The organism is Catenuloplanes indicus, assembly GCF_030813715.1.
GTDB lineage: Bacteria > Actinomycetota > Actinomycetes > Mycobacteriales > Micromonosporaceae > Catenuloplanes > Catenuloplanes indicus.
The window spans coordinates 6470209-6495141 of sequence record NZ_JAUSUZ010000001.1 but is presented as its reverse complement, the minus strand read 5'-3'; the positions used below and the strand labels follow the sequence as shown (position 1 = coordinate 6495141).

Genomic DNA, 24933 nt, shown 5'->3' with positions numbered 1-24933 from the left:
GACCCCTACCAGTTGATGACTTACACCCGTGTCACTACTAGATGTTGTGACCCTAGGCCCCCCACGCCACGGGTGCAAGCTCACCCGCCGCATCGGTCACAACTGTGCCTGCGGTCTCAACACGCGTCGTGGGACGGTGGTTACCGGCGGCGCGGAAGTCGTTGCTTTTGACCGGGTTTCGGCTCCCGGGGGACGATCTCAGCGCTCGCGCGGCAGCCGCAACTCCTGGCCGGGACGGATCGTGTAGCCGGGCAGATCGTTCAGCGCCCGGATCTCCTCCACCATGGCGAACGGGTCGTCGCTGGGACGGTAGCGCGCCGCGATGTCCCACAGCGTGTCGTGCTTCTGCACCACGGCGGTGGGCAGCGGGCCGGCGTCCTTCTCCGCGTGCGAGGCGGTGGCGGCGACCAGGCCGACCGCGACCCAGGCCAGCGCGATCAGCGCGATCATGCGGACGATCCGGCCACGCCGGGTGAGGCGCAGCGGCCTCCTCGGCGGCCGCTGCGCCGGACGGGCCGTGCGATCGGTCCCCCAACCGATCGCCGCCCTGGTGGGGGCGCTCACCGCGGATGCGGAGAACGCCGTCGTCGTTGCCGTCCCGGCCACGGGACCCCCCAGTAATAATGATCTTACTCGAACAAGGGTTCGATAGAACGGACGTACGAAGGTCTACCAGAACATGCGTACGGATGTCGAGGCTCGAAAGCGCGACACGCCGCCTAAATCTCGTACAGATGTTTGAAGAAGTGGGATTTCACCATTACCGTTTGCGCACAGAGGGGTCACCACGCCGAACCGGACTTCCCCAAACCGGCTCGGCGGGGCCGCACCACCGGGCGACGTGACGTCCGGCCGCGGTCCGCATGGCGCACTCCCGTACCTAACGGCCGCCGTTGCGCACTTCCCCACCGCGCACCGGCGACCAGGTGCCGCACCCGGCACTCACCGACCAGGGAGGACGGACGTGTCAACCGACGACCGGAGCAAGCATCCGGAGCAGGAGCAGCAGGGCAAGAGCGCGCCCTCCGCGGGCAAGCGCGGCGCCGGGCGGCAACGGGCCGCGGCCCCGCACCTGCGGCCGGTGCAGCCGGTCAGCAGTTTCCCCGATCTGGTCTCCGCGGACCTCACGGCACGCCAGCGCAAGATTCTCGAGTTCATCCGCGAGTGGGTGGAGAAGTACGGTTACCCGCCGAGTGTCCGGGAGATCGGCGAGGCGGTCGGCCTCGTCTCCCCGTCCTCCGTCGCGTACCAGCTGAAGGAGCTGGAGCGGAAGGGCTTCCTGCGCCGCGACCCGAACCGGCCGCGTGCCGTCGACGTCCGGCCGCCGGCCGACATGATCGACGACGAGGCGGCCCGCGCGCAGCGCCCCACGCCCGCGTTCGTGCCGATGCTGGGCCGGATCGCGGCCGGTGGCCCGATCCTGGCCGAGCAGGCGGTGGAGGAGGTCTTCCCGCTGCCGCGCGAGCTGGTCGGCGAGGGCGAGGTCTTCATGCTGAAGGTCAAGGGCGACTCGATGATCGACGCCGCGATCTGCGACGGCGACTGGGTCGTGGTGCGGCAGCAGCCGAACGCGGACTCCGGTGAGATCGTCGCCGCGATGCTGGACGGCGAGGCCACGGTGAAGACGTACCGGCGCCGCGACGGACACGTCTGGCTGATGCCGGCGAACCCGGCGTTCGACCCGATCCCGGGCGACGACGCATCCATCATCGGCCGCGTCGTGGCGGTGCTCCGGCGGATCTGAGGTCGCGGCGCAGCACCGGATCCCGCAACAGCGCCACACGCGATCCGGCGGCGCCGCGCTGCAAGCGGCTCGGCTCGCCCAGCCCGGCGAGCCGAGCCGGATATCCGCATTCCTCCGGCGACGCCCGAGGAATGCGGGCTCGTCGGTCACGGCACGGGCCGTCACACCGAAATCGGATCGCCGCGAAAGACGTCCGGGGTGTGGGCTCCGTCGGCCGTGGAGGCCGCACCCCGGAAACCTCTGATCGTCGCCCGCGAATCAGCGCCGGCGGTCGTCGTAGGGCGGGTTCTGCGGGTAACCGCCGCGCTGGTCGTCGCGGCGATCGTGACCGCCGCTCCGCTCGCCGTCCCCGCCGCCGTAGACGGCACCGGAACCGCCGCCGTTCATACCGGCCGGGCCGCCGCCGTAGACGCCGCTCCCGCCCTGGCGCGGCGGGCGACCGCCACCGCCCTGCTGCGGAGCCCGCCCACCGTCCTGCGGACCGCGCCCGCCCTGCTGGGGACCGCGCCCGCCCTGCGGGACGCCGCCGCCCTGTTGCGGACCGCGCGCACCCTGCTGCGGCCCACGCCCGCCTTGCTGCGGGCCGCGACCGCCCTGCTGCGGACCACGCCCGGCCTGCGGGATGCCGCCGCTCTGCAGCGGGTTTCCGCCGCCCTGCTGCGGGTTTCCGCCGCTCTGCTGCGGGCCACGCCGGCCGCCGCCGCCCGGACCACCGTCACCGCGCGGACCGCCGCCGGGACCGCCCTGCCCGCCGCGCGGGCCACCGGGCCCAGCCGGCGCCCCGCCGCGTGCACCCTGCGCCCCGCCGCGCGGGCCGTCGGCACCGCCCTGACCGGCACCGCGCGGACCGCCGCCGGGGCCGGCCTGGCCACCGCGCGGACCCCCGCCGGGACCGCCCTGACCAGCGCCGCGAGGGCCGTCCTGGCCGCCTTGACCGCCGCCGCGCGGGCCACCGCCCTGGCCGCCGGGACCACGACCGCCGCCGCCCGGCCCGCGACCGCCGCCGCCCTGACCGCCGCCGCCCTGGCCACCGGCGCCACCGGCGCCGTAGACCGCGCCGGAGCCGCCGCCGTTCATACCGGCCGGGCCACCGCCGTACACGCCGCCGCTCTGCTGCGGATCCTGCGGACCGCGACCGCCGCCGCGCGGGCCCTGACCGGACCCGTCCGGCCGGCCGGCCGCGCGGCCGCCACCGGCGCCGTACACCGCGCCGGAGCCGCCGCCGTTCATACCGGCCGGGCCACCGCCGTACACGCCGCCGGACTTAGCGGCACCGGCCTTGCCGCCGTCGCCCGGACCAGCGCCGGCGCCGTACACCGCACCAGAGCCGCCGCCGTTCATACCGGCCGGGCCACCGCCGTACACGCCGCCACCGCCGCGCGCCGCCCCACCGCCGGCGCCGTTTCCGCCGGCGCCGTAGACCGCGCCGGAGCCGCCGCCGTTCATACCGGCCGGGCCGCCGCCGTACACGCCGCCGGACCGGGCCGCGCCGCCCGCGCCGTACACGGCGCCCGCGGCGGCCGGCTCACGGCGGTTCGCGCCCGAGGACTCCGCGCCGTTCCAGCCGCCGCTCTGCTCGGGCGAGTCGCCGTCACCGAGCCCGGCGGCGGATGCGGCCTTGACCTTGGGCTCCTCCTCGTCCGGGACCGGGTTGCGGCGCCGGAACATCACGATGCCGAGGATGCCGCCGATCAGCATGAGCAGGCCGACGACGCCGACCGACACGACCGCGGCGGTGATCTGGCCGAGGGACAGCTTCTCCCACAGCGCGCGGTCGTCGCCCTGGCCGTCGCCGCCCGCGTCCTGCGCCTGGACCGCGTTGTGCGTCGGCGCGTACTTCAGCAGCTTCGGCGTGTCCTTGGCGAACGTCTGGCCCGGTGACACCTCGGAGACGGTGATGTAGGAGGCGCCGTCCGCCGCGTACGTGATCGCCTCGCCGAACGACTCGTCGGGCAGCCCGGTGATGCGTGGTTCGCCGCCGGTCACGGCCGCGATGACGTCGCCGTTCTGCACGTCCCACTCGAACGCGTCCGCGTACGTACGGAGTGCCACCTTCGCGCCGCCGGGCGCGACCGCGCCGCCGGTGACCGCGAGCCGGCCGGGCACGCCGAGCCAGGTGCTGGTCTCGGTCAGCGGGATCTTCCACTCGCCGGCCTGCTTGAGCTCGATGCCGTCCGCGGTCTTCTCCAGCGGCGCCGCGGGGATCCAGAAGTGCGCGACCGCGGCCTCCTTGGTGACCACGATCGGCGTACCGTCGCCGTTGACCAGCAGGGCCTCGGCGTTCGGCGCGTTGTCGCCGGGGTAACGCACGGGGTAATAGACCGGCTCCGGGCTCTCCGCCGTCAGGTCGATCTTGAACAGCCCGATCGTGGCGCGCTTGCCCTCGTTGTCACCGACGTCGCCGACCCACAGCGTCTTTCCGTCCGGCGAGAGCACCATGTCCTCGGTGTCCGCGGGCTCGCCGGGGTACTCGATGGTCCGGTTGCCCTGGAGCTTGCACTTGCCGTCCAGGTAGAAGACCTTGGTGGCCTCGGCGGGGTTGTCCGAGCCGTCGTTGATGACGAAGTAGCCGTCCTCGTAGGCGGCGATGCCGGAGAGCTCGGACAGCACCTCGTCGGAGAGCTTGCACACCTCCTGGCCCTTCGCGGGCTCCGCGGCCGCCGCCGCGAGTGCGTTCGACGGCATGGCAGCGACCAGCCCGAACGCCACAACAATCGATGAAACCGCACGCCGCATCCGGCTAGTCTCGCACGCCATCCTCGAACCTTGGTTACACGCCGATCAAAGCCGACTGACACACACCGGGTGCGATGCCGCCCTTACGCGCCGCATCGCACCCACAGACAACTACAAATCAGGACAATAGGAAACGTCAGCCGGTTACCCACGGTGACAGCTCGGCGGCAAGGGCTTCATCGACGCGGACGTGCAGTTCCGTACCGTCGCCGGTGTGCGCGGTGCTGAGCACCTCGCCGCGGCGATGCACCTGCGCCACCAGATCGCCACGGTCGTACGGCACCGTGACACGGATCTCCACGGCCGGCCGCGGCAGCCGCGACTCGATCGCGGACCGCAGCTCGTCGATGCCGCGGCCGGTGTGCGCGGACACGAAGATCGCGTCCGGCCACTCGCGCTTGAGGCGGAGCAGCGTCTCCTCGTCGGCCGCGTCGGTCTTGTTGACCACCAGCAGCTCGGGCAGCCGGTCCGCGCCGACCTCGGCCAGCACCTCGCGCACCGCGCGCAGCTGCTCCTCCGGGTCGGGGTGCGAGCCGTCCACCACGTGCACCACCACGTCCGCCTCCGCGACCTCCTCGAGCGTGGAGCGGAACGCCTCCACGATCTGGTGCGGCAGGTGCCGGACGAAGCCGACCGTGTCGGAGAGCGTGTAGACCCGGCCGTCCGACGCGTACGCCCGGCGGGTGGTCGGGTCGAGCGTGGCGAACAGCGCGTTCTCCACCAGCACGCCCGCGTTGGTCAGCTTGTTCAGCAGGCTGGACTTGCCGGCGTTGGTGTAACCGGCGATCGCGACGGCCGGCACCGAGCGCCGCGTGCGACGGGCGCGCTTGGTCTCCCGTACCGTCTTCATCGCCTTGATCTCCCGCCGCAGGCGGGCGATGCGGGTCCGGATGCGCCGCCGGTCGATCTCCAGCTTCGTCTCACCGGGACCGCGCAGGCCGACGCCGCCGCCGCTCGCGCCACCGCCGGCACCACCGGCCTGGCGGGACAGCGACTCACCCCAGCCCCGGAGGCGCGGCACCAGGTATTCGAGCTGCGCCAGCTCGACCTGCGCCTTACCCTCCTTGCTCTTGGCGTGCTGGGCGAAGATGTCCAGGATCAGCGCCGTACGGTCGACGACCTTGACCTTGACCTGCTGCTCCAGGTTGCGCAGCTGGGACGGGGACAGCTCGCCGTCGCAGATGACGGTGTCGGCGCCGGTCTCCCGGACGACCGCGCCCAGCTCCTCGACCTTGCCACGGCCGATGAACGTGGCCGGGTCCGGCCGGTTGCGCCGCTGGATCAGGCCCTCCAGGATCTGCGACCCGGCGGTCTCGGCCAGCGCGGCCAACTCGGTCAGCGAGTTCTCCGCCTCGGTGACGGAGCTGCCGGTCCAGACGCCGACCAGCACGACCCGCTCCAGGCGGAGCTGGCGGTACTCGACCTCGGTGATGTCGGTGAGCTCGGTGCTGAGGCCCGCCACGCGGCGCAGGGCGTGCCTGTCCTCCAGCTCCAGCTCACCGGTCGTCACGTCGTCGTCGGTGTTCTGATCCTCGTCGTCCCACAGGTCGATCTCGTCGAAGTCGGACTCAGAGGCTGACGCTGTGCGGTTGCTAGGCAAGTAATTCCCTCCTCAGACCTCGATGGTTGCACGCTCCCCGGCTCAGTGCACTCATAAATCGCCCCCGCGCGTCTACCCGCCGGTACGACCCCGAAACGATCCCGTTCGGGTAGAGGACAAGAATCAGGACCGGTACATCGCCGTACAACCTGGGAGGACCGTTGTCCCCGACCCGCCTGCCGAGTGCAGGGTTCTCGATCACCATCCGGGTTAGCGTCGTCGCCGACGCCTCCGCGATCGGTCGGCTGACCACGTGCGTGGGCGAGGCCGGCGCGATCGTCACCGCGCTGGACGTGGTGGACTCCGACCCCTCGCGCGTCACCGTCGACCTCACCTGCGACACCGCCGACTCCACCCACGCGGACCAGGTCGTCAAGGCCCTGGAGGAGCTGGACGGCGTGGAGGTCCGGAAGGTCTCCGACCGCACGTTCCTGCTGCACCTCGGCGGCAAGATCGAGGTCACGTCCAAGGTCGCGCTGCGCAACCGCGACGAGCTGTCCCGCGCGTACACGCCCGGCGTCGCCCGGGTCTGCCTCGCGATCGCGGAGAACCCGGAGGACGCGCGCCGCCTCACGATCAAGCGGAACACGGTCGCGGTCGTCACGGACGGGTCCGCCGTCCTCGGTCTCGGCAACATCGGCCCGGCCGCCGCGCTGCCGGTGATGGAGGGCAAGGCCGCGCTGTTCAAGCGGTTCGGCGGCGTGGACGCCTGGCCGGTCGTGCTGGACACGCAGGACACCGACGAGATCGTGAACATCGTCAAGGCGATCGCGCCCGGCTACGGTGGCATCAACCTCGAGGACATCGCGGCGCCGCGCTGCTTCGAGATCGAGGCCCGGCTGCGCGAGCTGCTGGACATCCCGGTCTTCCACGACGACCAGCACGGCACCGCGATCTGCGTGCTGGCCGCGCTGACCAACGCGCTGCGCGTGGTCGGCAAGAACCTGGCGGACGTGCGCGTGGTGGTCTCCGGCGCCGGCGCCGCGGGCACCGCCATCATGAAGCTGCTGCTCCGGCAGGGGGTCGGCGACATCATCGCGTACGACCGGCCGGGCGCGCTGCACCGCGGTCTGGCCGACCTGAACCCGACCTGGCAGTGGCTGGCGGAGAACACCAACAAGTCCGGATATGCCGGAGATCTGAAGGGCGCGGTCCGCGGCGCCGACGTGTTCATCGGCGTCTCCGCGCCGAACCTGCTCACCGGCGACGACATCGCCACCATGGCCGACCGCTCGATCGTGTTCGCGCTGGCCAACCCGGACCCCGAGGTCGACCCGCGGGCGGCCCGTGAGCACGCCGCGATCGTCGCGACCGGCCGCAGCGACCAGCCCAACCAGATCAACAACGTGCTGGCGTTCCCCGGCGTCTTCCGCGGCATGCTCGACGCCCACGCGGAGAACTTCACCGAGGAGATGGCGCTCGCCGCCGCCCAGGCCATCGCGGACGTGGTCGGCGAAGACAAGATCAACCCGACGGTGATCGTCCCCAGCGTGTTCGACACGCGCGTCGCCCCGGCGGTCGCGGCCGCGGTCCGCCGCGCCGCCGCCAGCAACGGCACCAGCGCGAACTTCGGCGGCGTCGACGCCGACGAGGACACCAGCTTCGGCGCACCGGAGCAGTGACCGATCCGGGCGCGGCCGCGATGACGTTCGCGGCCGCGCCCGGCTTCCCGGAGGCAGATCTTCCCCGGTCCGATGCCGCTGGTGCGCGGGCCGCCCACGTCGCGCGGCCGGCCGTACGTGGCCGCCGCCTCGGCGGGAACGGGGCTGCCGGACACTGTCAGACGGTCAATCGCGGACCCGCCGCGCCCACCTCGGCATCGGCGGCCCAGGACGCGGTCATCGGCTCAGAAGTCCGTCACGCCGCCAGGAGTGCGCGCATCAGCTCCTCGATGTGCCGCTCCCCCGCACGGGTCTGGGCGCCGGCAGCGCGGACGGCGCGCAGCAGGTGTTCGGCGGCGGGGCGGGCGAACTGGCCGGCCCACGCCTCGTGCTCACGCAGCAGGCCGGCCGCCAGGTCGTCCGCCGGGAGCGCGTGCTTGATCGCGGCGATCGAGCCCTCCGGCAGGTCGGCGATGTTGCGGGCGAGCCGGTCCACGAACGTGTCCAGCTCATCGGCCGGGAGCGCGCGGTTGATCCAGCCGTACCGTTCGGCGGTCTGGGCGTCGAACAGGTCGGCGCCGAGGATGATCTCCAGCGCGCGGTTGCGGCCGGCGCGGTGCAGCAGGTATTGGGTGCCGCCGCCACCGGGGACGATGCCGCCCAGTACCTCGATCTGGCCGAGCCCGGCACGGCCGATCGCCGCGAACGTCAGGTCGGCCGCCGCGATGAACTCGGCGCCGCCGCCGCGCGCCAGCCCGGCGAGCTTGACGATCGAGACCTGCGGCAGCGTACGCAGCGCCTCGCCGACCGCCTGGAACATGTTGAGTCCCGCGGGCGCACCGGCGGTCGCGGCGGCGGCCAGGTCCGGGTCGTCGGCGAGCGTCATGTCCACGTGGGCGATGAAGAACTCCGGGTCGGCGCTCTCGAACACCACGACCCGGGCGCTGTCGTCGTCGCGCAGCGCGGCGAACAGTGTGGTCAGCTCCGACATCATCGCCAGGCTGAGCACGTTGACCGGCGGGTTGTCGATGACGACCGTGACGACGCCGCGGTCCCGGGCGACTCGAAGCGTGGTCATGCGGGCAGCTCCGCTCCGGTCACGACGATCTTGCCGAGCGGGTGCGTGCGGGCGTAGTCGACGACCGCTCGTACCGCGTCGGTGAGCGGGTAACGGCTCGCGATCACCGCGGTGAGTTCGCCGGCCGCGGCCGCGTCCGCGACCCGCCGCATGCCGCCGTGCTCACCGGCCACGTCCCACACGAAGTGCACCCGTACGTCGTCGCGGCCCACTTGCTCCGCGGTCGGCTCCGGATAGACGATCGAGACCAGCCGGCCGCCGGGCCGCACCGCGCGGGCCGCGTCCGGCAGCCGTTCCGCGCCGAGCACCAGGTTGAACACCACGTCGGCACCGGCCGGGTACTCCGCCGGGTCGTGCCCGATGATCTCGTGGGCGCCGAGCCGGCGGAGCAGCGTGGCACCGGCCTCCCGGGCCGCGGTCGCGATGATCCGTACGCCGGCCGCGGCCAGCAGCGGCAGCACGGTCAGGCCGACCGAGCCGGTCGCGCCGATGACCAGCACGGTCTCGCCGGGCTTCAGTTCGGACACGTCGAGCAGCGCCTGCGCGGTCGAGCCGGCGATCGCCAGCGCCGCCGCCTGCTCCGCGGGCACACCGGCCGGGCGGTGCGCGATCAGCGGCGTGTCCGCCTCGCACACCGTGTACTCGGCCAGCGCGCCGGTGCCCAGCGACGGGCGCGGGAGGTGGGCCAGGATCGGCGCGAACGGCCGCGGCAGCGCGGAGCCGAACACCTCGTCACCCACCCGGTACGCGGTCACGCCCGCCCCCGCCTCGGTGACGGTGCCGGCGAACTCGGTGCCCGGTACGTACGGGAACGGCAGCGACAGCACGTCGCCGAACGCGCCGGAGATCACGTGCAGGTCGGGCGGGTTGACGGTGGCGGCGGCGATCCGCACCTGGATCTGGCCCGGTCCCGGGCGCGGCACCGGCAGATCGGCGACGGTGAGCCGCTCCGGCTCGCCGTACTCGGTGGCGACGAGCGCCCGCATCGTGTGGTCGGTCATGACATCCACGCTAGGAAGATCGAGTGCGTCAGTCGATGCCCACCTGACGCAGGAAGTTATCCTTCTGTCTCATGGACGTGGTGAGCGACGTGATGCACGTGTCCGGTGTCCGCGGCTCGCTCGGCGCGCGGATGGAGGCGGGCGGGCGCTGGGCCGTGGAGATCGACGAGCCCGGCGCGGCGCTGCACGCGGTCACCGCCGGCAGCGCCTGGCTGATCCGGCCCGGCCAGCAGCCGGTGCGGCTGGCCGCGGGCGACGTCGTGCTGGTCGGGTCGCGCACCCCGCACGTGCTGGCCGACTCGCCGGACAACGAGGACGCCGGCTGCGACCGGGCCGCGACCGCGCGCGCCCAGCGGACCGGCGAGGCGATCCGGGTCGGCAGCGAGCCGGGCGACGTCCGGGTCGTCACGATCCTCTACGACTGCGATCACACGGTACGGACCCAGCTGCTCTTCGCGCTGCCCGACGTCGTGCACGTCCCCGCCGGGTCGGGGGCCGAGTGTGACGACACGGTGCGCATGCTCGGCCGCGAGCTGGCCCATCCGCAGATCGCCACCACCGCGGTGCTGAACAGCCTGGTCGACATCATGCTGGTGCAGCTGCTGCGCGCCTGGCTGCCCACGCAGGCGGCGGAGCACCGCGGCACCTGGTTCGGCATGCTCGGCGACCCGGTCGTGCGGCGGGCGCTGGAGCACATCCACGCCGACCCGGCCAAGGACTGGACGACCGGTACGCTCGCGGCCTCGATCGCGGTCTCCCGGGCCACGCTCAGCCGGCGCTTCCCGGCCGCGATCGGGCAGAGCCCCGGCAGTTACCTGACGCAGTGGCGGATGGACCTGGCGGCGGCCCGGCTGCACACCACGGACGAGCCGGTGGAGACGATCGCGGCCGGTGTCGGCTACCACTCGGTGCCCGCGTTCAGCCGCGCCTTCACCCGCGCCCACGGCACCGCCCCCGGCCGCTACCGCACCGCCGGCCGCCGCTGAACCTCGCCGCTCACAGCCGAGCCGGCCGAACGCGACCGGGCCGAGCCGGGCGGCGGCGGGACAGGTCAGCCGGCGGACTGCCAGGCGTGCAGTTCCGCCGGCACGTTCGTGATGATGCCGGTGACACCGAGCTCGGTCAGCGCGCGCCACTGCGTCTCGTCGTCCGTGGTCCAGACCATCACCCGCAGGCCCGCGGCCAGCAGCGTCGTGGCGACCGCCGGCGCGGTGAGCAGCGCGTCGACGCCCGGGTTGTAGGCGACGCAGCCGAGCGCGCGGGCGGCCGCGACCGGGTCCGCGTCCAGGGACTCGCGGAGCAGGCCGAGGCGCAGCGTGGCCGGGGCCAGGTCGCGGGCGTCGCGGAGCACGTTCTCGTCGAAGCTCTGCAGCAGCACCCGCGGTGCGAGGTCGCGGGCGGTGATCTCGGCGATCACGGCGGCGGTCTGCGCGCGCGTCTGGAACGGTTTGACCTCCAGCAGCAGGCCGGTCCGCTCCTTCGCCACCAGGTCGAGCACCTGGCTGAGCACCGGCACCGGCTCGCCGCGGAACTCCGGGGCACGCCACGATCCGGCGTCCAGTGCGGCCAGTTGCGCCGAGGTGTGCTCGGCGACCCGGCCGCCGCCGTCGGTGGTGCGCTCCAGCGTGTAGTCGTGGATGACCACCGGCACGCCGTCCGCGGCGACGTGCACGTCGATCTCCAGCAGGTCGGCCCCGGCGCGGACACCGGCGACGAGCGCGGCGATGGTGTTCTCCGGTGCGACGGCGGAGTAGCCACGGTGGGCGATGATCAGGGGCCGGTTCTGCACCCCGCGGACGCTAACACGCAGCTCAGCACGGAAGAAGTGACAGAACGGGACGTTCACTCGCGCATCGCCCCGCAGTCACGAACCGCCGGTCCTGGTGATCAGGTGGCGGCCGGACGACCGGACCGGTGCCGGTCGCCGTGCTCAGCCGGCCGGGGTCAGCGCGCTCGGGTCGACCTCGCCGGTGGCGATCAGCACGGCCGGACCGGCCAGGGTCCAGCCCGCGCCGGTGCGGGTGGCGGTGAGCCGGCCGCCGAGCAGGTCGACCGCGACCGTGCCGGTCTCGTGGCCGGCGTCGCGCAGCGCCACCGCGGCGACCGCCAGCGCACCGGAGCCGCAGGCCAGCGTCTCGCCGGAGCCGCGCTCGTAGACCCGCATGCGCACGTGCAGGTCGAAGCCGTCGAGCGGCGGCTGCGGCGTCACGAACTCGACGTTGACACCGGCCGGGAAGAGCGCCGGATCGAAGCCGGGTGGCCGGGTGAGGTCCAGCGAGTCCAGGTCGACGCCGTCCGGCAGCACGCTGACCAGGTGCGGGTTGCCGACGTCGACCGCGGTGCCGGGGAACGTGAGCGGCACGATCGTGGCCGCACCGGCCGCGCCGAGGCGGGGCGTCGGCATGTCCACCGCGATGGTGTCGCCGACGAGCACGGCACGCACCAGCCCGGCCCGGGTCAGGATCGGGAACGACGCGCCCTCGACCAGCCGGGACGCGGCCAGGTAGCGGGCGAACACGCGCACGCCGTTGCCGCACATCTCGGCGATCGAGCCGTCCGCGTTCCAGTAGTCCATGAACCACTCCGCGTCGGCCGCGTGGTCCACCGCCTCCGGGTGCTTCGCGGTGCGGACCACCCGGAGCACGCCGTCGCCGCCGATGCCCCGGTGCCGGTCGCAGAGCGCCGCGACCAGTGACGGCGTCAGCGGGAGCTGCCCGTCCGGGTCCTCGAGGATGACGAAGTCGTTGCCGGCGCCGTGGCCCTTGGTGAACTGCACCGGACCATCATTCCGCACCCACCGGAAGATCCACCAACCGCAGCGCGGAATCCACGAGATCGGGCGCCGCGGCGTCCAGCCAGTGCACGGACGCGTCCCGGCGGAACCAGGAGCGCTGCCGGCGGACGAACCGGCGGGTCGCTGCCGTGGTCCGGGTGCGCGCCTCGGTCGCCGTGCACGCGCCGTCGAGCTGGTCGATGGCCTGCTGGTAGCCGAGCGCACGGCCCGCGGTCCGGCCCTCGCGCAGGCCGTGCGGCAGCAGCCCGGCGACCTCGTCGACCAGGCCCCGCTCCCACATCAGGTCCACCCGGCGGGCGATGCGCGCGTCCAGCGCGGCGGTCTCCCGGTCCACGCCGATCCGTACGCTGTCGTAGAAGGGCTTGGGTGTGGTCGGCAGCGACGCGGTGAACGGCTTGCCGGTCAGCGCGATCACCTCCAGTGCCCGGACTATCCGGCGGCCGTTGCTGGGCAGGATCGCGCCGGCCGCCACCGGGTCGAGACCACGCAGCCGTTCGTGCAGGGCCGCGGATCCGACAGTGGCCAGTTCCGACTCCAGCGCGGCGCGCAGCTCCGGCGACGTACCCGGGAAGGAGAACTCCTCCAGGACCGCCTGGACGTAGAGGCCGGAGCCGCCGACCAGCAGCGGAACCCGATCGCGGGCCAGGATGTCGTCGATCGCGGCGCGGGCCAGCGCCTGGTATTCCGCCACCGCGGCGGGCTCGGCGACGTCCCAGATGTCCAGCACGTGGTGCGGCACGCCGCGGCGCTCGGCCGGGGTGAGCTTGGCCGTGCCGATGTCCATGCCCCGGTAGAGCTGCATGGAGTCGGCGTTGACCACCTCTCCCCCGAGCGCCTCGGCCAGCGCGACGCTGAGATCCGACTTTCCGGCCGCGGTCGGGCCGAGCACGGCCACGACACGACCCTTGCGGGGGAAGACCCTGGATGCGGCGGGTGACGACACGCGACCTACGGTAACTGCACGGGCGTGTGCGACCGCCGCACGGCCGACCTAGAACACCGTATGGTCACGGTCGTCAACAGGCACTCGACGGACACGGGGGAGGACCTGTGACAATGCCGGGAGAAGTTCATAGGCAACCTACTGCGCGGTGGCGGTGACCGAGGGGAAACTGGCTTTCCCTCCGGCGCCGGGAAGAACGAGGATGGGCAGATGAGCGACTGGACCGCCTACGGTCGGGTGGACGCCGACGGCACGGTCTACTGCAAGACCGCCGATGGCGAGCGCGTGGTCGGGTCCTGGCAGGCGGGAACGCCCGAGGAGGGCCTCGCCCACTTCGCGCGCCGCTTTGCGGACAAGGTTACCGAGGTCGACCTCATCGAGGCGCGGCTGAAGTCCGGAGCAGCCGACGCGGCGCACTCGCTGGCCAGCGTGAAGCGGCTGCGGGCCGAGCTGGCCGAGGCGCACGTGGTCGGCGACGTGGACGGGCTCGCCGCCCGCCTCGACCGGCTGACCACGCAGGCCGAGGAGAGCGCGGCCGCGGCGAAGGCCGCGAAGGAGACCGCCCGGACCGAGGCGCAGGCCCGCAAGGTCGCGCTGGTCGAGGAGGCGGAGAAGATCGCCGCCGAGTCGACCGGGTGGAAGGCCGCGGGCGACCGCCTCAAGGAGATCCTCGACGAGTGGAAGACCATTCGGGGGATCGACAAGAAGACCGACGGTGAGCTGTGGAAGCGGTTCGCGGCCGCGCGGGACGGGTTCACCCGGCGCCGCGGCGCGCACTTCGCGACGCTCGACGGCCAGCGCAAGCAGGCCCAGGGCGCGAAGGAAGACCTGGTCAAGGAGGCGGAGGCGCTCGCCTCGTCGGAGGACTGGGCCGACACCGCCGCCCGGCTGAAGGACCTGATGGCCCAGTGGAAGGCCGCACCCCGCGCCTCGAAGGAGGCGGAGCAGCGGCTGTGGGACCGGTTCCGGGCCGCGCAGGACGCGTTCTTCTCGCGCCGGAGCGAGGTCTTCTCCGCGCGGGACGCCGAGCTCAAGGGCAACCTGGAGCGCAAGCAGGCGCTGCTGGCCGAGGCCGAGGCGGTCGACGTCGACGCCGACCCGAAGGGCGCGCAGAACAAGCTCCGCGAGATCCAGGGCCAGTGGCACGACATCGGCCGCGTCCCCCGGGAGAACATGGCGAGTCTCGACCGCCGCATGCGCGCGATCGAGGACAAGCTCCGCCAGGCGATGGACTCGGCGTGGCGCCGCACCGAGCCGTCCGCCAACCCGCTGCTCGCCCAGATGCGCGACCAGGTCTCCGAGGCCGAGCAGCGGCTGGAGCGGGCCAAGGCGGCCGGCGACGCCAAGCGCATCCGCGAGGCGGAGAAGGCGCTGGAGAGCAAGCAGCAGTTCCTGAAGCTCGCCGAGCAAGCCGGCTGAGAAGAGCACGATCCAGGAGCGCCGGGGGTACGGGCCGTCCGTACCCGCGGCGCTCTTGTCTTTGCCGTGTCCGTCGATGAGAATCGATCGCGGAGCCGAGGGCAGCCCCAGTGATTCCGGGCATCCTCATGAATGGAGCTCCGTTACATGTCACGCAGACGGTTCACCGCGCTCGGCGCGGCCGTCGTCACCGCCGCCGGGCTGCTCGTCGCGCTGATCGGCGTGCCCTCCGCGAACGCGTCCACCGGCACCGGGTACCTGCACACCGACGGCAACCGCATCGTCGACTCGACCGGCGCCACGGTCCGGATCACCGGCATCAACTGGTTCGGGATGGAGACGGACAACAAGACGTTCCACGGTCTCTGGTCGAACAACCCGTGGCGCGGCCAGGTGGACACGATGGCGCGGCTCGGCTACAACACGCTGCGCATCCCGTACTCGAACGACGCGCTGAAGGCGGGCGCGACCGCGTCCGGCGTCAACGACTTCGTCAACCCGGACCTGGCCGGCCTGAGCCCGTTGCAGATCCTGGACAAGGTGATCGAGTACGCCGGGTCGAAGGGCATGCGGGTCATCCTGGACCGGCACCGGCCGACCGCGGCCGGGCAGTCGCCGCTCTGGTACACGCCCACGGTCTCGGAACAGACCTGGATCGACGACTGGCTGATGCTGGCCCGCCGCTACGCGGGCAACACCACGGTGATCGGTGCGGACCTGCACAACGAACCCCATGCCGAGGGTACGAATCCGGCCGCGACCGGCGCGTGCTGGGGCTGCGGCGATCCGCTGCGGGACTGGCGGCTCGCGGCCGAGCGGGCCGGGAACGCGATCCTGGCGGTACAGCCGAACTGGCTGATCTTCGTGGAGGGCGTGTCCTGTCCGAGCGGCGGCTTGTCCGACGTGTGGGACGGCGATCCCGGCAACGACGAGGACTGCGGCTGGTGGGGCGGGAACCTGTCCCGCGCGGGCACCCACCCGGTGCGGCTGGACGTGGCGAACCGGCTGGTCTACTCGCCGCACGAGTACGCGACCTCGGTCTACCACCAGGACTGGTTCGACGACCCGGCGTACCCGGCGAACATGCCGGCGATCTGGGACCGGTACTGGGGCTACCTGTACAAGCAGAACATCGCGCCGATCATGATGGGCGAGTTCGGTACCACGCTGGCGAACGACATCGACCGCGTCTGGCTGACCGAACTGATGCGCTACACCGGCACCGGCGTGACCGGGATGTCGTTCACGTACTGGTCGTGGAACCCGAACTCGGGTGACACCGGTGGCATCGCGAACGACGACTGGACCACGGTCAACCAGGCGAAACAGGCGATCCTGCAGCCCTACCTGATCGCGCCGTCGCCGGGCGGCGGGACCGGCACGCCGACGCCGACCGGCACCGCGTCGCCGACCGGCACCGCGTCGCCGACGCCGGGCACCGGGACCGGCGCGTGCACGGTCACCTACCGGCAGGACAACGCGTGGCAGGGCGGCTTCCAGGGCGCGATCACGGTGACGAACACCGGCACCGCGGCGGTCAACCCGTGGCAGGCGCGCTGGACCTGGCCGGCCGGTGTCACGCTGGCCAGCGGCTGGAACGCCACCGTCAGCCAGTCCGGCACCACGGTCACGGCCGCGGGCCCGGCCTGGTCACCGTCGCTGGCACCGGGTGCGTCGGTCTCGATCGGCTTCACCGCGAACGGCACCGCCACGCCACCGATCTCGCTTCAGCTCAACGGCGCCGGCTGCGCCTGATCATGCCGAAGGGCATCCCCGCGTCAGCGGGGATGCCCTCTCGGTCTTGCGGCCACGGATCCCGCAGGGCGGAGCGCCAGCGACGACCGTTGCCCGCGGGAGCGTACCCCTGCTGCCGCCCCGGCCCCCGCCCCTAATCAGGAGTGAACGCCGAGCCCTCGCCGGAAGCGGGTATATCAGCTCCTAATGGGTTTGGCAGGCGCTGACCGCGACCGGGAGCGGCGCCGGGACGCCGATCGTCGGGAGGCCGAGGTTGACGCCCGGGGTGCGCGGCGAGCGGCCGGCCGCCCAGGCGTCGCCCGCGCGCGTGGTGCGGTGGCTGATCGGTGCGCCGTCCGCGTTGAGGTGGTGCGGTGCCGCGTAGGTGATCTCGGTGTGCACGATGTCGCCGGGGCGGATCGCGGCGCCGAGGTCACCGGTGTCGAAGTGGACCAGGCGGCCGTCGCGGGCGCGGCCGGACATCCGGCCGGTGCGCTCGTCCTTGCGGCCCTCGCCGACCGCGACCAGCAGCTCGACCTCGCGGCCGACCTGTGCCCGGTTCTCCGCCCAGGTGATCTCCTCGACGACCTCCATCAGGCGGCCGTAGCGCTCCTTGACGACCTCCTTCGGCACCTGGGAGTCCATGGTGGCGGCGGGCGTGCCGGGGCGCTTCGAGTACTGGAACGTGAACGCGGACGAGAAGCGGGCCTCCCGGACCACGTCGAGCGTGGCCTGGAAGTCGGCCTCGGTCTCGCCGGGGAAGCCGACGATGATGTCCGTGGTGATCGCGGCGTCCGGCATGGCGGCGCGCACCTTCTCGATGATGCCGAGGTAGCGCTCCTGCCGGTACGAACGGCGCATCGACTTGAGCATCGCGTCGGACCCGGACTGCAGCGGCATGTGCAGCGAGTGGCACACGTTCGGCGTCTCGGCCATCGCGGCGATCACGTCGTCGGTGAAGTCCTTCGGGTGCGGGCTGGTGAACCGGACCCGCTCCAGGCCCTCGATCTCGCCGGTCGCGCGCAGCAGCTTGCCGAACGCGTAGCGGTCGCCGAACTCGACGCCGTAGGAGTTGACGTTCTGCCCGAGCAGCGTCACCTCCAGCACGCCCTCCGCGACCAGCGCGCGCACCTCGGAGAGCACGTCGCCGGGACGGCGGTCCTTCTCCTTGCCGCGCAGCGACGGCACGATGCAGAACGTGCAGGTGTTGTTGCAGCCCACCGAGATCGAGACCCAGCCGGCGTACGTCGACTCGCGGCGGGTCGGCAGCGTGGAGGGGAAGACCTCCAGCGACTCCAGGATCTCCACCTCGGCGTCGGCGTTGTGCCGGGCGCGCTCCAGCAGCGCGGGCAGCGAGCCGATGTTGTGCGTGCCGAAGACGACGTCGACCCAGGGCGCCTTGGCCACGATGTCGCCGCGGTCCTTCTGCGCCAGGCAGCCGCCGACCGCGATCTGCATGCCCGGGTGTGAGTCCTTGACCGGGCGCAGGTGGCCGAGGTTTCCGTAGAGGCGGTTGTCCGCGTTCTCCCGGACGGCGCAGGTGTTGAAGACGACCACATCAGGGTCGGCGTCCTGCGGTGCGCGCACGTAACCGGCCGCCTCGAGCAGGCCGGATATGCGCTCCGAATCGTGCACGTTCATCTGGCAGCCGTAGGTGCGCACCTCGTAGGTGCGGGCCTCGGACGGCGCGGGAAGGGCTGCGGTAGTCATGGCATGACCAGCGTATCCGGCGCACCCGGCGACCGGTGAATCCGGCCCGGCCCGGCCGGGTGCGGAGGGTGGCTACCATCGGTGCCGCTTGCGCGGGGATGCGGTCAAGTGTTGCCTCTCCGTGACCAACAAGGCTGCTTCCTGACACAAGGGCACCCTTAAGGTTTTGCCCACAGGTCAGAAGCGATCAGAGGTACGAGGGGGACGGTGACAAGCGTGGCAGAGGGCGAGCCGCTCATCGTGCTGGACCGGGTGAACAAGCACTTCGGGCCCTTGCACGTGTTGCGAGACGTCAGCCTCTCGATCGACCGGGGCGAGGTGGTCGTGGTGATCGGCCCGTCGGGCTCCGGCAAGTCGACGCTGTGCCGCTCGATCAACCGGCTGGAGCCGATCAGCGGCGGCACCATCACGTTCGACGGGCAGCCGCTCCCGGCGGAGGGCAGGGCGCTGGCCCGGCTCCGCAGCGACGTGGGCATGGTGTTCCAGTCGTTCAACCTCTTCGCGCACAAGACGATCCTGGAGAACGTGACCCTCGGGCCGATCAAGGTCCGCAAGGAGAAGCCGGCGGAGGCGAAGGAGCGCGCGATGGCGCTGCTCGACCGCGTCGGCATCGCGAACCAGGCGGAGAAGTACCCGGCGATGCTCTCCGGTGGGCAGCAGCAGCGGGCCGCGATCGCGCGGGCGCTGGCCATGCGCCCGAAGGCGATGCTCTTCGACGAGCCGACCAGCGCACTCGACCCGGAGATGGTCGGCGAGGTGCTGGACGTGATGACGTCGCTCGCCAAGGAGGGCATGACCATGGTCGTGGTCACGCACGAGATGGGCTTCGCCCGGCACGCGGCGAACCGGGTCGTGTTCATGGCGGACGGTCAGCTCATCGAGCAGGCCGCGCCGACCGAGTTCTTCGCGAACCCCACGAGCGACCGTGCCAAGGACTTCCTGTCGAAGATCCTGACCCACTGAGATACGTCCACTGCGGAGGGGCCGTCGCACGGCACCCCGTGACGAAGAAGGAGATTCAGATGCGTGTTTCGCGGATGGCGGCGGTCGCCACGGCCGCGGTCATGGCCCTTTCCGTCGCCGCCTGTGGTGGCGGGGAAGACGCCGGCAGCGGCGGCGGGGGCTCCGGCGACGGCGTGATCGGCAAGGCCGCGTCCGGCAAGCTGATCATCGGCGTCAAGTCCGACCAGCCGGGCCTGGGCCTGCAGACCGGTACGACGTACGAGGGCTTCGACATCGAGGTCGGCAAGATCGTGGCGAAGGGCCTCGGCCTGGACCCGGCGAAGGTGGAGTGGAAGACCACGGTCTCCGCCAACCGTGAGCCGTTCATCGAGCAGGGCCAGGTCGACCTCGTGATCGCCACCTACACGATCAACGACGACCGGAAGAAGAAGGTCGCGTTCGCCGGGCCGTACTACGTGGCCGGTCAGGACCTGCTGGTCAAGACCGACTCCACGATCACCGGGCCGGAGGGCCTGGACGGCAAGAAGGTCTGCTCGGTGGCGGGTTCCACGCCGGCCAAGCGGATCAAGGAGGAGTACCCGAAGGTCGCGCTGCAGGAGTTCGACTCCTACTCCAAGTGCGTGACGGCGCTCGGCGGTGGCCAGGTGGACGCGGTCACCACGGACGACATCATCCTCGCCGGCTACGCGGCGCAGGCGGAGTACGCCGGTAAGTTCAAGGTCGTCGGCAAGCCGTTCAGCTCGGAGCCGTACGGCATCGGCTTGAAGAAGACCGACACCGCGGGCTGCACCAAGATCAACGAGATCCTCAAGGCCGCGGTGGACGACGGCACCTACAAGGCCGCGTGGGACGCGACGCTCGGCAAGGGTGGCACGCCCGCGCCGACCTTCGACGCGTCCAAGCTGTCCAACTGCCCTGCCTGACAATCCGCACACCATCCGCGGGGCCGGCCCTCTTCCTGGCCGGCCCCGCGTCGTACCCCGGCTAGGAAGCGAGTCATGGATCTTCTGAGCGATCCCGACAACCTGGACCTCTATCTCACCGGTTTCAGCTGGATCCTGCGTCTCACCGGCGCCGGTGCGCTCGGCGCACTCGTGCTCGGCGTGATCCTGGCCGGTTTCAGGGTCTCCCCCATCCCGGTGCTGCGCGGCTTCGGTGCCGCCTGGGTGAACATCTTCCGCAACACCCCGTTGACGCTGATCATCTTCTTCTGCTACTTCGGTCTGTTCTCCACGCTCGGCCTGTCGCTCGCCGAGGAGATCGACGTCAACAACTTCTGGCTGGGCGTGATCGGCCTCTCCGTCTACACGGCCGCGTTCGTCTGCGAGGCGATCCGCTCCGGCATCAACACGGTGCCGGCGGGCCAGGCAGAGGCGGCACGCGCGATCGGGCTGTCGTTCTTCCAGGTGCTGCGCATGATCGTGCTGCCGCAGGCCGGCCGCGCCGTGATCGCGCCGCTGGGCAGCATCTTCATCGCACTGGCGAAGAACTCCACGATCGTCGGCACGATCGGCCTCGCCGAGTCGTCGAACGCGATGAAGACGCTGATCAACGACTACGGCAGCCAGACCATCCTGATCTTCCTGATCTTCGCCGGTACGTTCGCGGCGGTCCTGATCCCTACCGGCTACCTCTTCGGCTGGCTGGCGAACCGACTGGCGGTGAAGCGCTGACATGAGTACCGACGCGGTCCTCTACGACCACCCGGGCCCCCGCGCCAAGATCCGCAACCTGGTCCTCACGGTCGTCTTCGGCCTCGGGCTGCTGGCGCTGCTCTACTGGATCTACGTCAAGTTCGACCAGAAGAACCAGTGGGCGGCCGAGCTCTGGACGCCGTTCCTCGAGGCGAACACCTGGGTCAACTTCATCATCCCGGGCCTGCAGCAGACGCTGGCCGCCGCGCTCGTCGCGATGGTGCTGTCGCTGACGTTCGGCATCGTCTTCGCGGTCGGCCGGCTCTCCGACCACTGGTGGGTCCGCGTGCCGGCCGGCGCGGTGGTCGAGTTCTTCCGGGCCGTACCGCTGCTGCTGATGATCTTCTTCATCTTCTACGGCCTCCCGTACGTCAACGGCGGCGTCCCGATCCCGGCGTTCTGGGCCGTGGTCGTCGGCCTCACGCTCTACAACGGCTCCGTGCTCGCCGAGGCGTTCCGGGCCGGCGTCCGCGCCGTCCCGACCGGCCAGTCCGAGGCGGCGTACGGCATCGGCATGCGCAAGAACCAGGTCATGCGGTTCATCCTGATCCCGCAGGCCGCCCGCGCCATGCTCCCGGTCATCGTCAGCCAGCTCGTCGTCCTGGTGAAGGACACCGCACTCGGCTACATCGTGGCGTTCCCCGAGCTGATGCAGCGCGGCGTCAACGACCTCGGCGCCAACCGCGCCAACATCGTCGCCGCCGCGCTGGTCGCCGCCGCCATCTACATCGTCATCAACTTCCTCCTCACCTCCCTCGCCAGCTTCATCGAGCGCCGCACCCGCCGCCGCGGCATCCGCGTCCCGCGCAACGGCGCCAACCCGGTCCGCACCGCCGCACAGAACGTCGCCATGCCGGCCGGCATGGGCGGCGGAGCCGTCGGCGCATAGCACCCGATTCACCGGCGGAGGGCGCCCCTCGGGGCGCCCTCTCTGCTTTGCCACCCGACCACAATCACCCGAGGTACCACGCCCTTCGGCAACCTCGGCGGCGGCCGCCACCCATCGCGAGCAGCGCGGAGGGCGCCCCTCGGGGCGTCCTCTCCGCTTCGCGCCTACCTCCTGCTGGCTGGGTGCCGCATTCGTGGCGGTCACCGGCCGCGATGCTGACTGCTGCCCGCGAACCTGGCGCCGCTCGCACTGTCCGCGATGCCGACTGCCGCCCGTGGGCCGGTGCCCGCTTGGCTGCCGGGTGTCTGCCGGGCCCTGGGGTTGATGTCAGGCCGGGCCCGCAGGTCCGCACGGCTCCCGGATTCCGGCGCCGGTTCGGTGCCGCCGCGTGGCGGGAGCCGCGATGACCGGGTGAGTGGCCGAGCGGTCGCGAGGGTGACCACCCACCCGGCTTGCAGGGAGGCCGCCCGCGGCCGACCGGTGCCCGCGGGAGCATGCGGGACCGGAGCCGCCGGGAGCGGGAAAATCGGTTTCTCAGCGGGCGATCTCGGTGACCCGGGACTCGCGGACGACCGTGACGCGGATCTGGCCGGGGTAGGTCAGCTCCTCCTCGATCTGCTTGGCCACGTCGCGGGCCAGGACCGCGGCCGCGATGTCGTCGATGTCCTCGGGGCGGACCATGACCCGGATCTCGCGGCCGGCCTGCATGGCGAAGACCTTGTCGACGCCGCCCTTCCCGCCGGCGATCTCCTCGATCCGCTCGAGGCGCTTGACGTAGGCCTCCAGGCTCTCCCGGCGGGCGCCGGGACGGCCGCCGGAGCAGGCGTCGGAGGCCTGGGTCAGCACGGCCTCGATGGTCTGCGGTGCGACCTCGTTGTGGTGCGCCTCGATCGCGTGCACCACGTCCTCGGACTCGCCGTACTTGCGGGCCAGGTCCGCGCCGATCAGCGCGTGGCTGCCCTCGACCTCGTGGGTGAGCGCCTTGCCGATGTCGTGCAGGAAGGCACACCGCTTGATCGTGGGTACGTCCAGGCGCAGCTCGGCGGCCATCACACCGGCGATGTGCGCGGTCTCGACCAGGTGCTTGAGCACGTTCTGCCCGTAGCTGGTGCGGTAGCGCAGCCGGCCCAGATAGGTGACCAGCTCCGGGTGGATGTCGGTGATGCCGACCTCGACCAGCGCATCCTCGGCGGCGCGCAGGCAGAGGCGCTCGACCTCGTCCTTCGCGGTCTCGAAGACCTCCTCGATCCGGTGCGGGTGGATGCGGCCGTCCAGCACCAGCTTGTCCAGCGTGAGGCGGCCGATCTCCCGGCGGACCGGGTCGAAGCAGGAGAGCAGCACGGCCTCGGGCGTGTCGTCGATGATCAGGTTGACGCCGGTGACCGACTCGAACGCGCGGATGTTGCGGCCCTCGCGGCCGATGATCCGGCCCTTCATCTCGTCGCTCGGCAGGTGCAGCACGCTGACCACGCTCTCCGCGGTCTGTTCGCTGGCCACCCGCTGGATCGCGTCGACGACCAGGTGCCGGGCGCGGTCCTCGGCGGTGCTGCGGGCGTCGTTCTCGATGTCCCGGACCAGGATCGCGGCCTCGCGCTTGGCCTGGGCCTCGATCGACTCGACCACCTCGGTCTTGGCGGCGTCCGCGGTGAGGCCGGCGACGCGCTCCAGCTCGCGCTGGCGCACCTCCTCGGCGGCCGCGACCGCGGCCTCCCGCTCGGCCAGCGAGTTCTCCCGCGCGGTGAGATCGCTCTCCCGGTCGGCGAGCCGGCGTTCGCGTTCGATCAGCCGGTCCAGTTCCTCGGTGTGCTGCCGCTCCCGCTCGTCGATCCGGGCGGCGCGGCGCTCGACCTCGGCTGCCTGCTCCTTCACGGTCGCGTTGAGCAGCGCGACTTCGCGCTCGCCGCTGCGCCGGGCCGCGGCGCGGACCTGCTCGGCATCGGCCTCGGCCTGGCGGTGCGCGCGGTCCAGGATCGTGTCCGCCTCCGCGTGCGCGGCGTCCAGCACACGGCGTGCCTCGGCCCGGGCCGAGCTGGCCTCGGCGCGGGCGGCGGCGGCGTCGGTACGCGCGGCGGCGGTCTCGTTCTTCGCCTCCTCGACCGCGGAGGTGGCCTCGGCGGCGGCGGTCTGCAGCTTGGCGAGCGAGCGTTCCTGCTTGTCCTTCTGCGCGAGGAAGGCGGGGTCGTCCTCGGCGGGACGCGCGGGGGTAACCGGTTGCAGGCGGCGCAGGACTCGGACGACGTACGCTATTCCGCCCGCCACGAGGACGATCAGCACGAGCACGACGCCGAACAGCGCCACGGTCCACGCCGTCATCGCCGGGCCCGCTTCCCGGCCTCGTCGGCGCCCTCTCCGGCGTGCGTTTCGATCGTCACCGCCGCCTCCCCTCACCGTTCGCCCGCATGGACGCTCTGCAGCGGCACATGCGCCGTCTTGCGGCTCACGGACTTGCCCGACCGAGGCGGCTGGCCGTGGGTACGACCCACCGGGCGCATCCCTTCGGGCACGCTCCGGCAGGCCGAGGTATGTCAGGCCACCGTCGGCGCGGCCGGGCCGACGGTGGAAGACGTCATGACAGGGCTGCAACCTTGAAATGATGCCGTGTTGTTACGCGATCTATGTTGTGCGCTTAGCCTGCAATGGTCGGGCAATCCTCTTTGTACGCGAGGCTAGGTCGCGGAGGGCCGTTCGGTCAAGAAGACCTCATCCGGAAGCAGGTGGGACACACGGCACACGTGTGCTTACGCCCAGCTCATACTACCCAGTGGTTAACGACCGCACGCATGGGGGGTTTCCGCCGATCATGGACAAATCGGCCGGGCTGGATCGACGGCGGGACGGCGGGGTGCCGGCGACAGGTTGACCGCGTCGCGGCGGCCGATGACGGGCGGGTCTTCGGGGAGGCCGGGGCGGCGGTGACGGCCGGGACGGGCTCGGTCGCCGCTTACCGCGACTGCTTCCGCCGGGCCGGCAGCGAGATCGAGCGGCCGACGTCAACGGACACCGCGGTGTGACCGGTGGGGCGGCGCG

General features: G+C 71.9%; 19 protein-coding genes. 9 read left to right on the top strand and 10 right to left on the bottom strand.

Annotated features, from left to right (window positions below; genetic code table 11):
• Positions 1 to 198: 198 nt before the first annotated feature.
• Complete coding sequence (locus J2S42_RS29485) at positions 199 to 450, bottom strand: LysM peptidoglycan-binding domain-containing protein (protein WP_307244300.1); 252 nt, start codon at positions 448 to 450, stop codon at positions 199 to 201.
• 514 nt (positions 451 to 964) lie between these two features.
• Between J2S42_RS29485 and lexA the strand changes: the two genes are divergently transcribed.
• The gene (gene lexA, locus J2S42_RS29480) at positions 965 to 1744 is read left to right on the top strand and encodes a transcriptional repressor LexA (protein ID WP_307244299.1); all 780 of its coding nucleotides are present in this window, start codon (positions 965 to 967) and stop codon (positions 1742 to 1744) included.
• Between the two features lie 258 nt (positions 1745 to 2002).
• On the opposite strand, the gene J2S42_RS29475 is transcribed toward lexA, so the two are convergent.
• Both J2S42_RS29475 and hflX read right to left on the bottom strand, forming a co-directional pair.
• Positions 2003 to 4429: a hypothetical protein gene (locus J2S42_RS29475; protein WP_307244297.1), complete on the bottom strand. Its 2427-nt coding sequence runs from the start codon at positions 4427 to 4429 to the stop codon at positions 2003 to 2005.
• A 187-nt stretch (positions 4430 to 4616) separates the two neighbouring features.
• Positions 4617 to 6032, bottom strand: coding sequence for a GTPase HflX (gene hflX / locus J2S42_RS29470; protein WP_307249105.1), 1416 nt, complete (start codon positions 6030 to 6032; stop codon positions 4617 to 4619).
• A 209-nt stretch (positions 6033 to 6241) separates the two neighbouring features.
• Between hflX and J2S42_RS29465 the strand changes: the two genes are divergently transcribed.
• Positions 6242 to 7702, top strand: a complete 1461-nt coding sequence (locus J2S42_RS29465) for an NAD-dependent malic enzyme (protein WP_370879284.1) — start codon at positions 6242 to 6244, stop codon at positions 7700 to 7702.
• 235 nt (positions 7703 to 7937) lie between these two features.
• On the opposite strand, the gene J2S42_RS29460 is transcribed toward J2S42_RS29465, so the two are convergent.
• Both J2S42_RS29460 and J2S42_RS29455 read right to left on the bottom strand, forming a co-directional pair.
• Entirely contained in the window at positions 7938 to 8759 is an 822-nt protein-coding gene (locus J2S42_RS29460) for an enoyl-CoA hydratase/isomerase family protein (RefSeq protein ID WP_307244295.1), read from the bottom strand.
• A complete protein-coding gene (locus tag J2S42_RS29455; protein ID WP_307244293.1) occupies positions 8756 to 9760 on the bottom strand; it encodes an NADP-dependent oxidoreductase in 1005 nt (334 codons plus the stop codon). Before J2S42_RS29455 ends, J2S42_RS29460 begins: the two co-directional genes overlap by 4 nt.
• A gap of 71 nt (positions 9761 to 9831) precedes the next feature.
• Between J2S42_RS29455 and J2S42_RS29450 the strand changes: the two genes are divergently transcribed.
• The gene (locus J2S42_RS29450) at positions 9832 to 10746 is read left to right on the top strand and encodes an AraC family transcriptional regulator (protein ID WP_307244291.1); all 915 of its coding nucleotides are present in this window, start codon (positions 9832 to 9834) and stop codon (positions 10744 to 10746) included.
• A 65-nt stretch (positions 10747 to 10811) separates the two neighbouring features.
• Here J2S42_RS29450 and J2S42_RS29445 read toward each other — a convergent pair whose 3' ends face one another.
• The 3 genes from J2S42_RS29445 to miaA all read right to left on the bottom strand — a co-directional run bounded on the left by J2S42_RS29445 (position 10812) and on the right by miaA (position 13497).
• The gene (locus J2S42_RS29445) at positions 10812 to 11549 is read right to left on the bottom strand and encodes a glycerophosphodiester phosphodiesterase (RefSeq protein WP_307244290.1); all 738 of its coding nucleotides are present in this window, start codon (positions 11547 to 11549) and stop codon (positions 10812 to 10814) included.
• Between the two features lie 141 nt (positions 11550 to 11690).
• Positions 11691 to 12536 (bottom strand): diaminopimelate epimerase, encoded by an 846-nt coding sequence (dapF, locus tag J2S42_RS29440; protein WP_307244288.1) that lies wholly within the window; start codon positions 12534 to 12536, stop codon positions 11691 to 11693.
• A gap of 7 nt (positions 12537 to 12543) precedes the next feature.
• Complete coding sequence (gene miaA, locus J2S42_RS29435) at positions 12544 to 13497, bottom strand: tRNA (adenosine(37)-N6)-dimethylallyltransferase MiaA (RefSeq protein ID WP_307244286.1); 954 nt, start codon at positions 13495 to 13497, stop codon at positions 12544 to 12546.
• A gap of 210 nt (positions 13498 to 13707) precedes the next feature.
• Here miaA and J2S42_RS29430 point away from each other — a divergent pair, with 210 nt between their 5' ends.
• Both J2S42_RS29430 and J2S42_RS29425 read left to right on the top strand, forming a co-directional pair.
• Positions 13708 to 14916: a DUF349 domain-containing protein gene (locus tag J2S42_RS29430; RefSeq protein ID WP_307244284.1), complete on the top strand. Its 1209-nt coding sequence runs from the start codon at positions 13708 to 13710 to the stop codon at positions 14914 to 14916.
• A 147-nt stretch (positions 14917 to 15063) separates the two neighbouring features.
• The gene (locus J2S42_RS29425; RefSeq protein WP_307244283.1) at positions 15064 to 16671 is read left to right on the top strand and encodes a cellulase family glycosylhydrolase; all 1608 of its coding nucleotides are present in this window, start codon (positions 15064 to 15066) and stop codon (positions 16669 to 16671) included.
• Positions 16672 to 16854: 183 nt separating this feature from the next.
• On the opposite strand, the gene miaB is transcribed toward J2S42_RS29425, so the two are convergent.
• Complete coding sequence (miaB, locus tag J2S42_RS29420) at positions 16855 to 18360, bottom strand: tRNA (N6-isopentenyl adenosine(37)-C2)-methylthiotransferase MiaB (protein ID WP_307244281.1); 1506 nt, start codon at positions 18358 to 18360, stop codon at positions 16855 to 16857.
• Positions 18361 to 18576: 216 nt separating this feature from the next.
• Between miaB and J2S42_RS29415 the strand changes: the two genes are divergently transcribed.
• The 4 genes from J2S42_RS29415 (at position 18577) to J2S42_RS29400 (ending at position 21906) form a co-directional block, all read left to right on the top strand.
• The gene (locus J2S42_RS29415) at positions 18577 to 19323 is read left to right on the top strand and encodes an amino acid ABC transporter ATP-binding protein (protein ID WP_307244279.1); all 747 of its coding nucleotides are present in this window, start codon (positions 18577 to 18579) and stop codon (positions 19321 to 19323) included.
• A gap of 59 nt (positions 19324 to 19382) precedes the next feature.
• On the top strand, positions 19383 to 20246 hold the full coding sequence (locus tag J2S42_RS29410) for a glutamate ABC transporter substrate-binding protein (protein ID WP_307244278.1): 864 nt from the start codon (positions 19383 to 19385) through the stop codon (positions 20244 to 20246).
• A gap of 75 nt (positions 20247 to 20321) precedes the next feature.
• Positions 20322 to 20996, top strand: a complete 675-nt coding sequence (locus tag J2S42_RS29405) for an amino acid ABC transporter permease (RefSeq protein ID WP_307244276.1) — start codon at positions 20322 to 20324, stop codon at positions 20994 to 20996.
• A gap of 1 nt (position 20997) precedes the next feature.
• On the top strand, positions 20998 to 21906 hold the full coding sequence (locus J2S42_RS29400) for an amino acid ABC transporter permease (protein WP_307244274.1): 909 nt from the start codon (positions 20998 to 21000) through the stop codon (positions 21904 to 21906).
• Between the two features lie 534 nt (positions 21907 to 22440).
• On the opposite strand, the gene rny is transcribed toward J2S42_RS29400, so the two are convergent.
• The gene (gene rny / locus J2S42_RS29395; protein ID WP_307244272.1) at positions 22441 to 24219 is read right to left on the bottom strand and encodes a ribonuclease Y; all 1779 of its coding nucleotides are present in this window, start codon (positions 24217 to 24219) and stop codon (positions 22441 to 22443) included.
• Between the last annotated feature and the right edge of the window lie 714 nt (positions 24220 to 24933).

Excerpts from the sequence above, each read along its gene's own strand:
- J2S42_RS29485 (WP_307244300.1), bottom strand. The coding sequence starts at position 450 with ATGATCGCGCTGATCGCGCTGGCCTGGGTCGCGGTCGGCCTGGTCGCC.
- J2S42_RS29475 (WP_307244297.1), bottom strand. The coding sequence starts at position 4,429 with ATGCCGTCGAACGCACTCGCGGCGGCGGCCGCGGAGCCCGCGAAGGGC.
- J2S42_RS29460 (WP_307244295.1), bottom strand. The coding sequence starts at position 8,759 with ATGACCACGCTTCGAGTCGCCCGGGACCGCGGCGTCGTCACGGTCGTC.
- J2S42_RS29455 (WP_307244293.1), bottom strand. The coding sequence starts at position 9,760 with ATGACCGACCACACGATGCGGGCGCTCGTCGCCACCGAGTACGGCGAG.
- J2S42_RS29450 (WP_307244291.1), top strand. The coding sequence starts at position 9,832 with ATGGACGTGGTGAGCGACGTGATGCACGTGTCCGGTGTCCGCGGCTCG.
- J2S42_RS29430 (WP_307244284.1), top strand. The coding sequence starts at position 13,708 with ATGAGCGACTGGACCGCCTACGGTCGGGTGGACGCCGACGGCACGGTC.
- J2S42_RS29425 (WP_307244283.1), top strand. The coding sequence starts at position 15,064 with ATGTCACGCAGACGGTTCACCGCGCTCGGCGCGGCCGTCGTCACCGCC.
- miaB (WP_307244281.1), bottom strand. The coding sequence starts at position 18,360 with ATGACTACCGCAGCCCTTCCCGCGCCGTCCGAGGCCCGCACCTACGAG.
- J2S42_RS29410 (WP_307244278.1), top strand. The coding sequence starts at position 19,383 with ATGCGTGTTTCGCGGATGGCGGCGGTCGCCACGGCCGCGGTCATGGCC.
- J2S42_RS29405 (WP_307244276.1), top strand. The coding sequence starts at position 20,322 with ATGGATCTTCTGAGCGATCCCGACAACCTGGACCTCTATCTCACCGGT.
- J2S42_RS29400 (WP_307244274.1), top strand. The coding sequence starts at position 20,998 with ATGAGTACCGACGCGGTCCTCTACGACCACCCGGGCCCCCGCGCCAAG.
- rny (WP_307244272.1), bottom strand. The coding sequence starts at position 24,219 with ATGACGGCGTGGACCGTGGCGCTGTTCGGCGTCGTGCTCGTGCTGATC.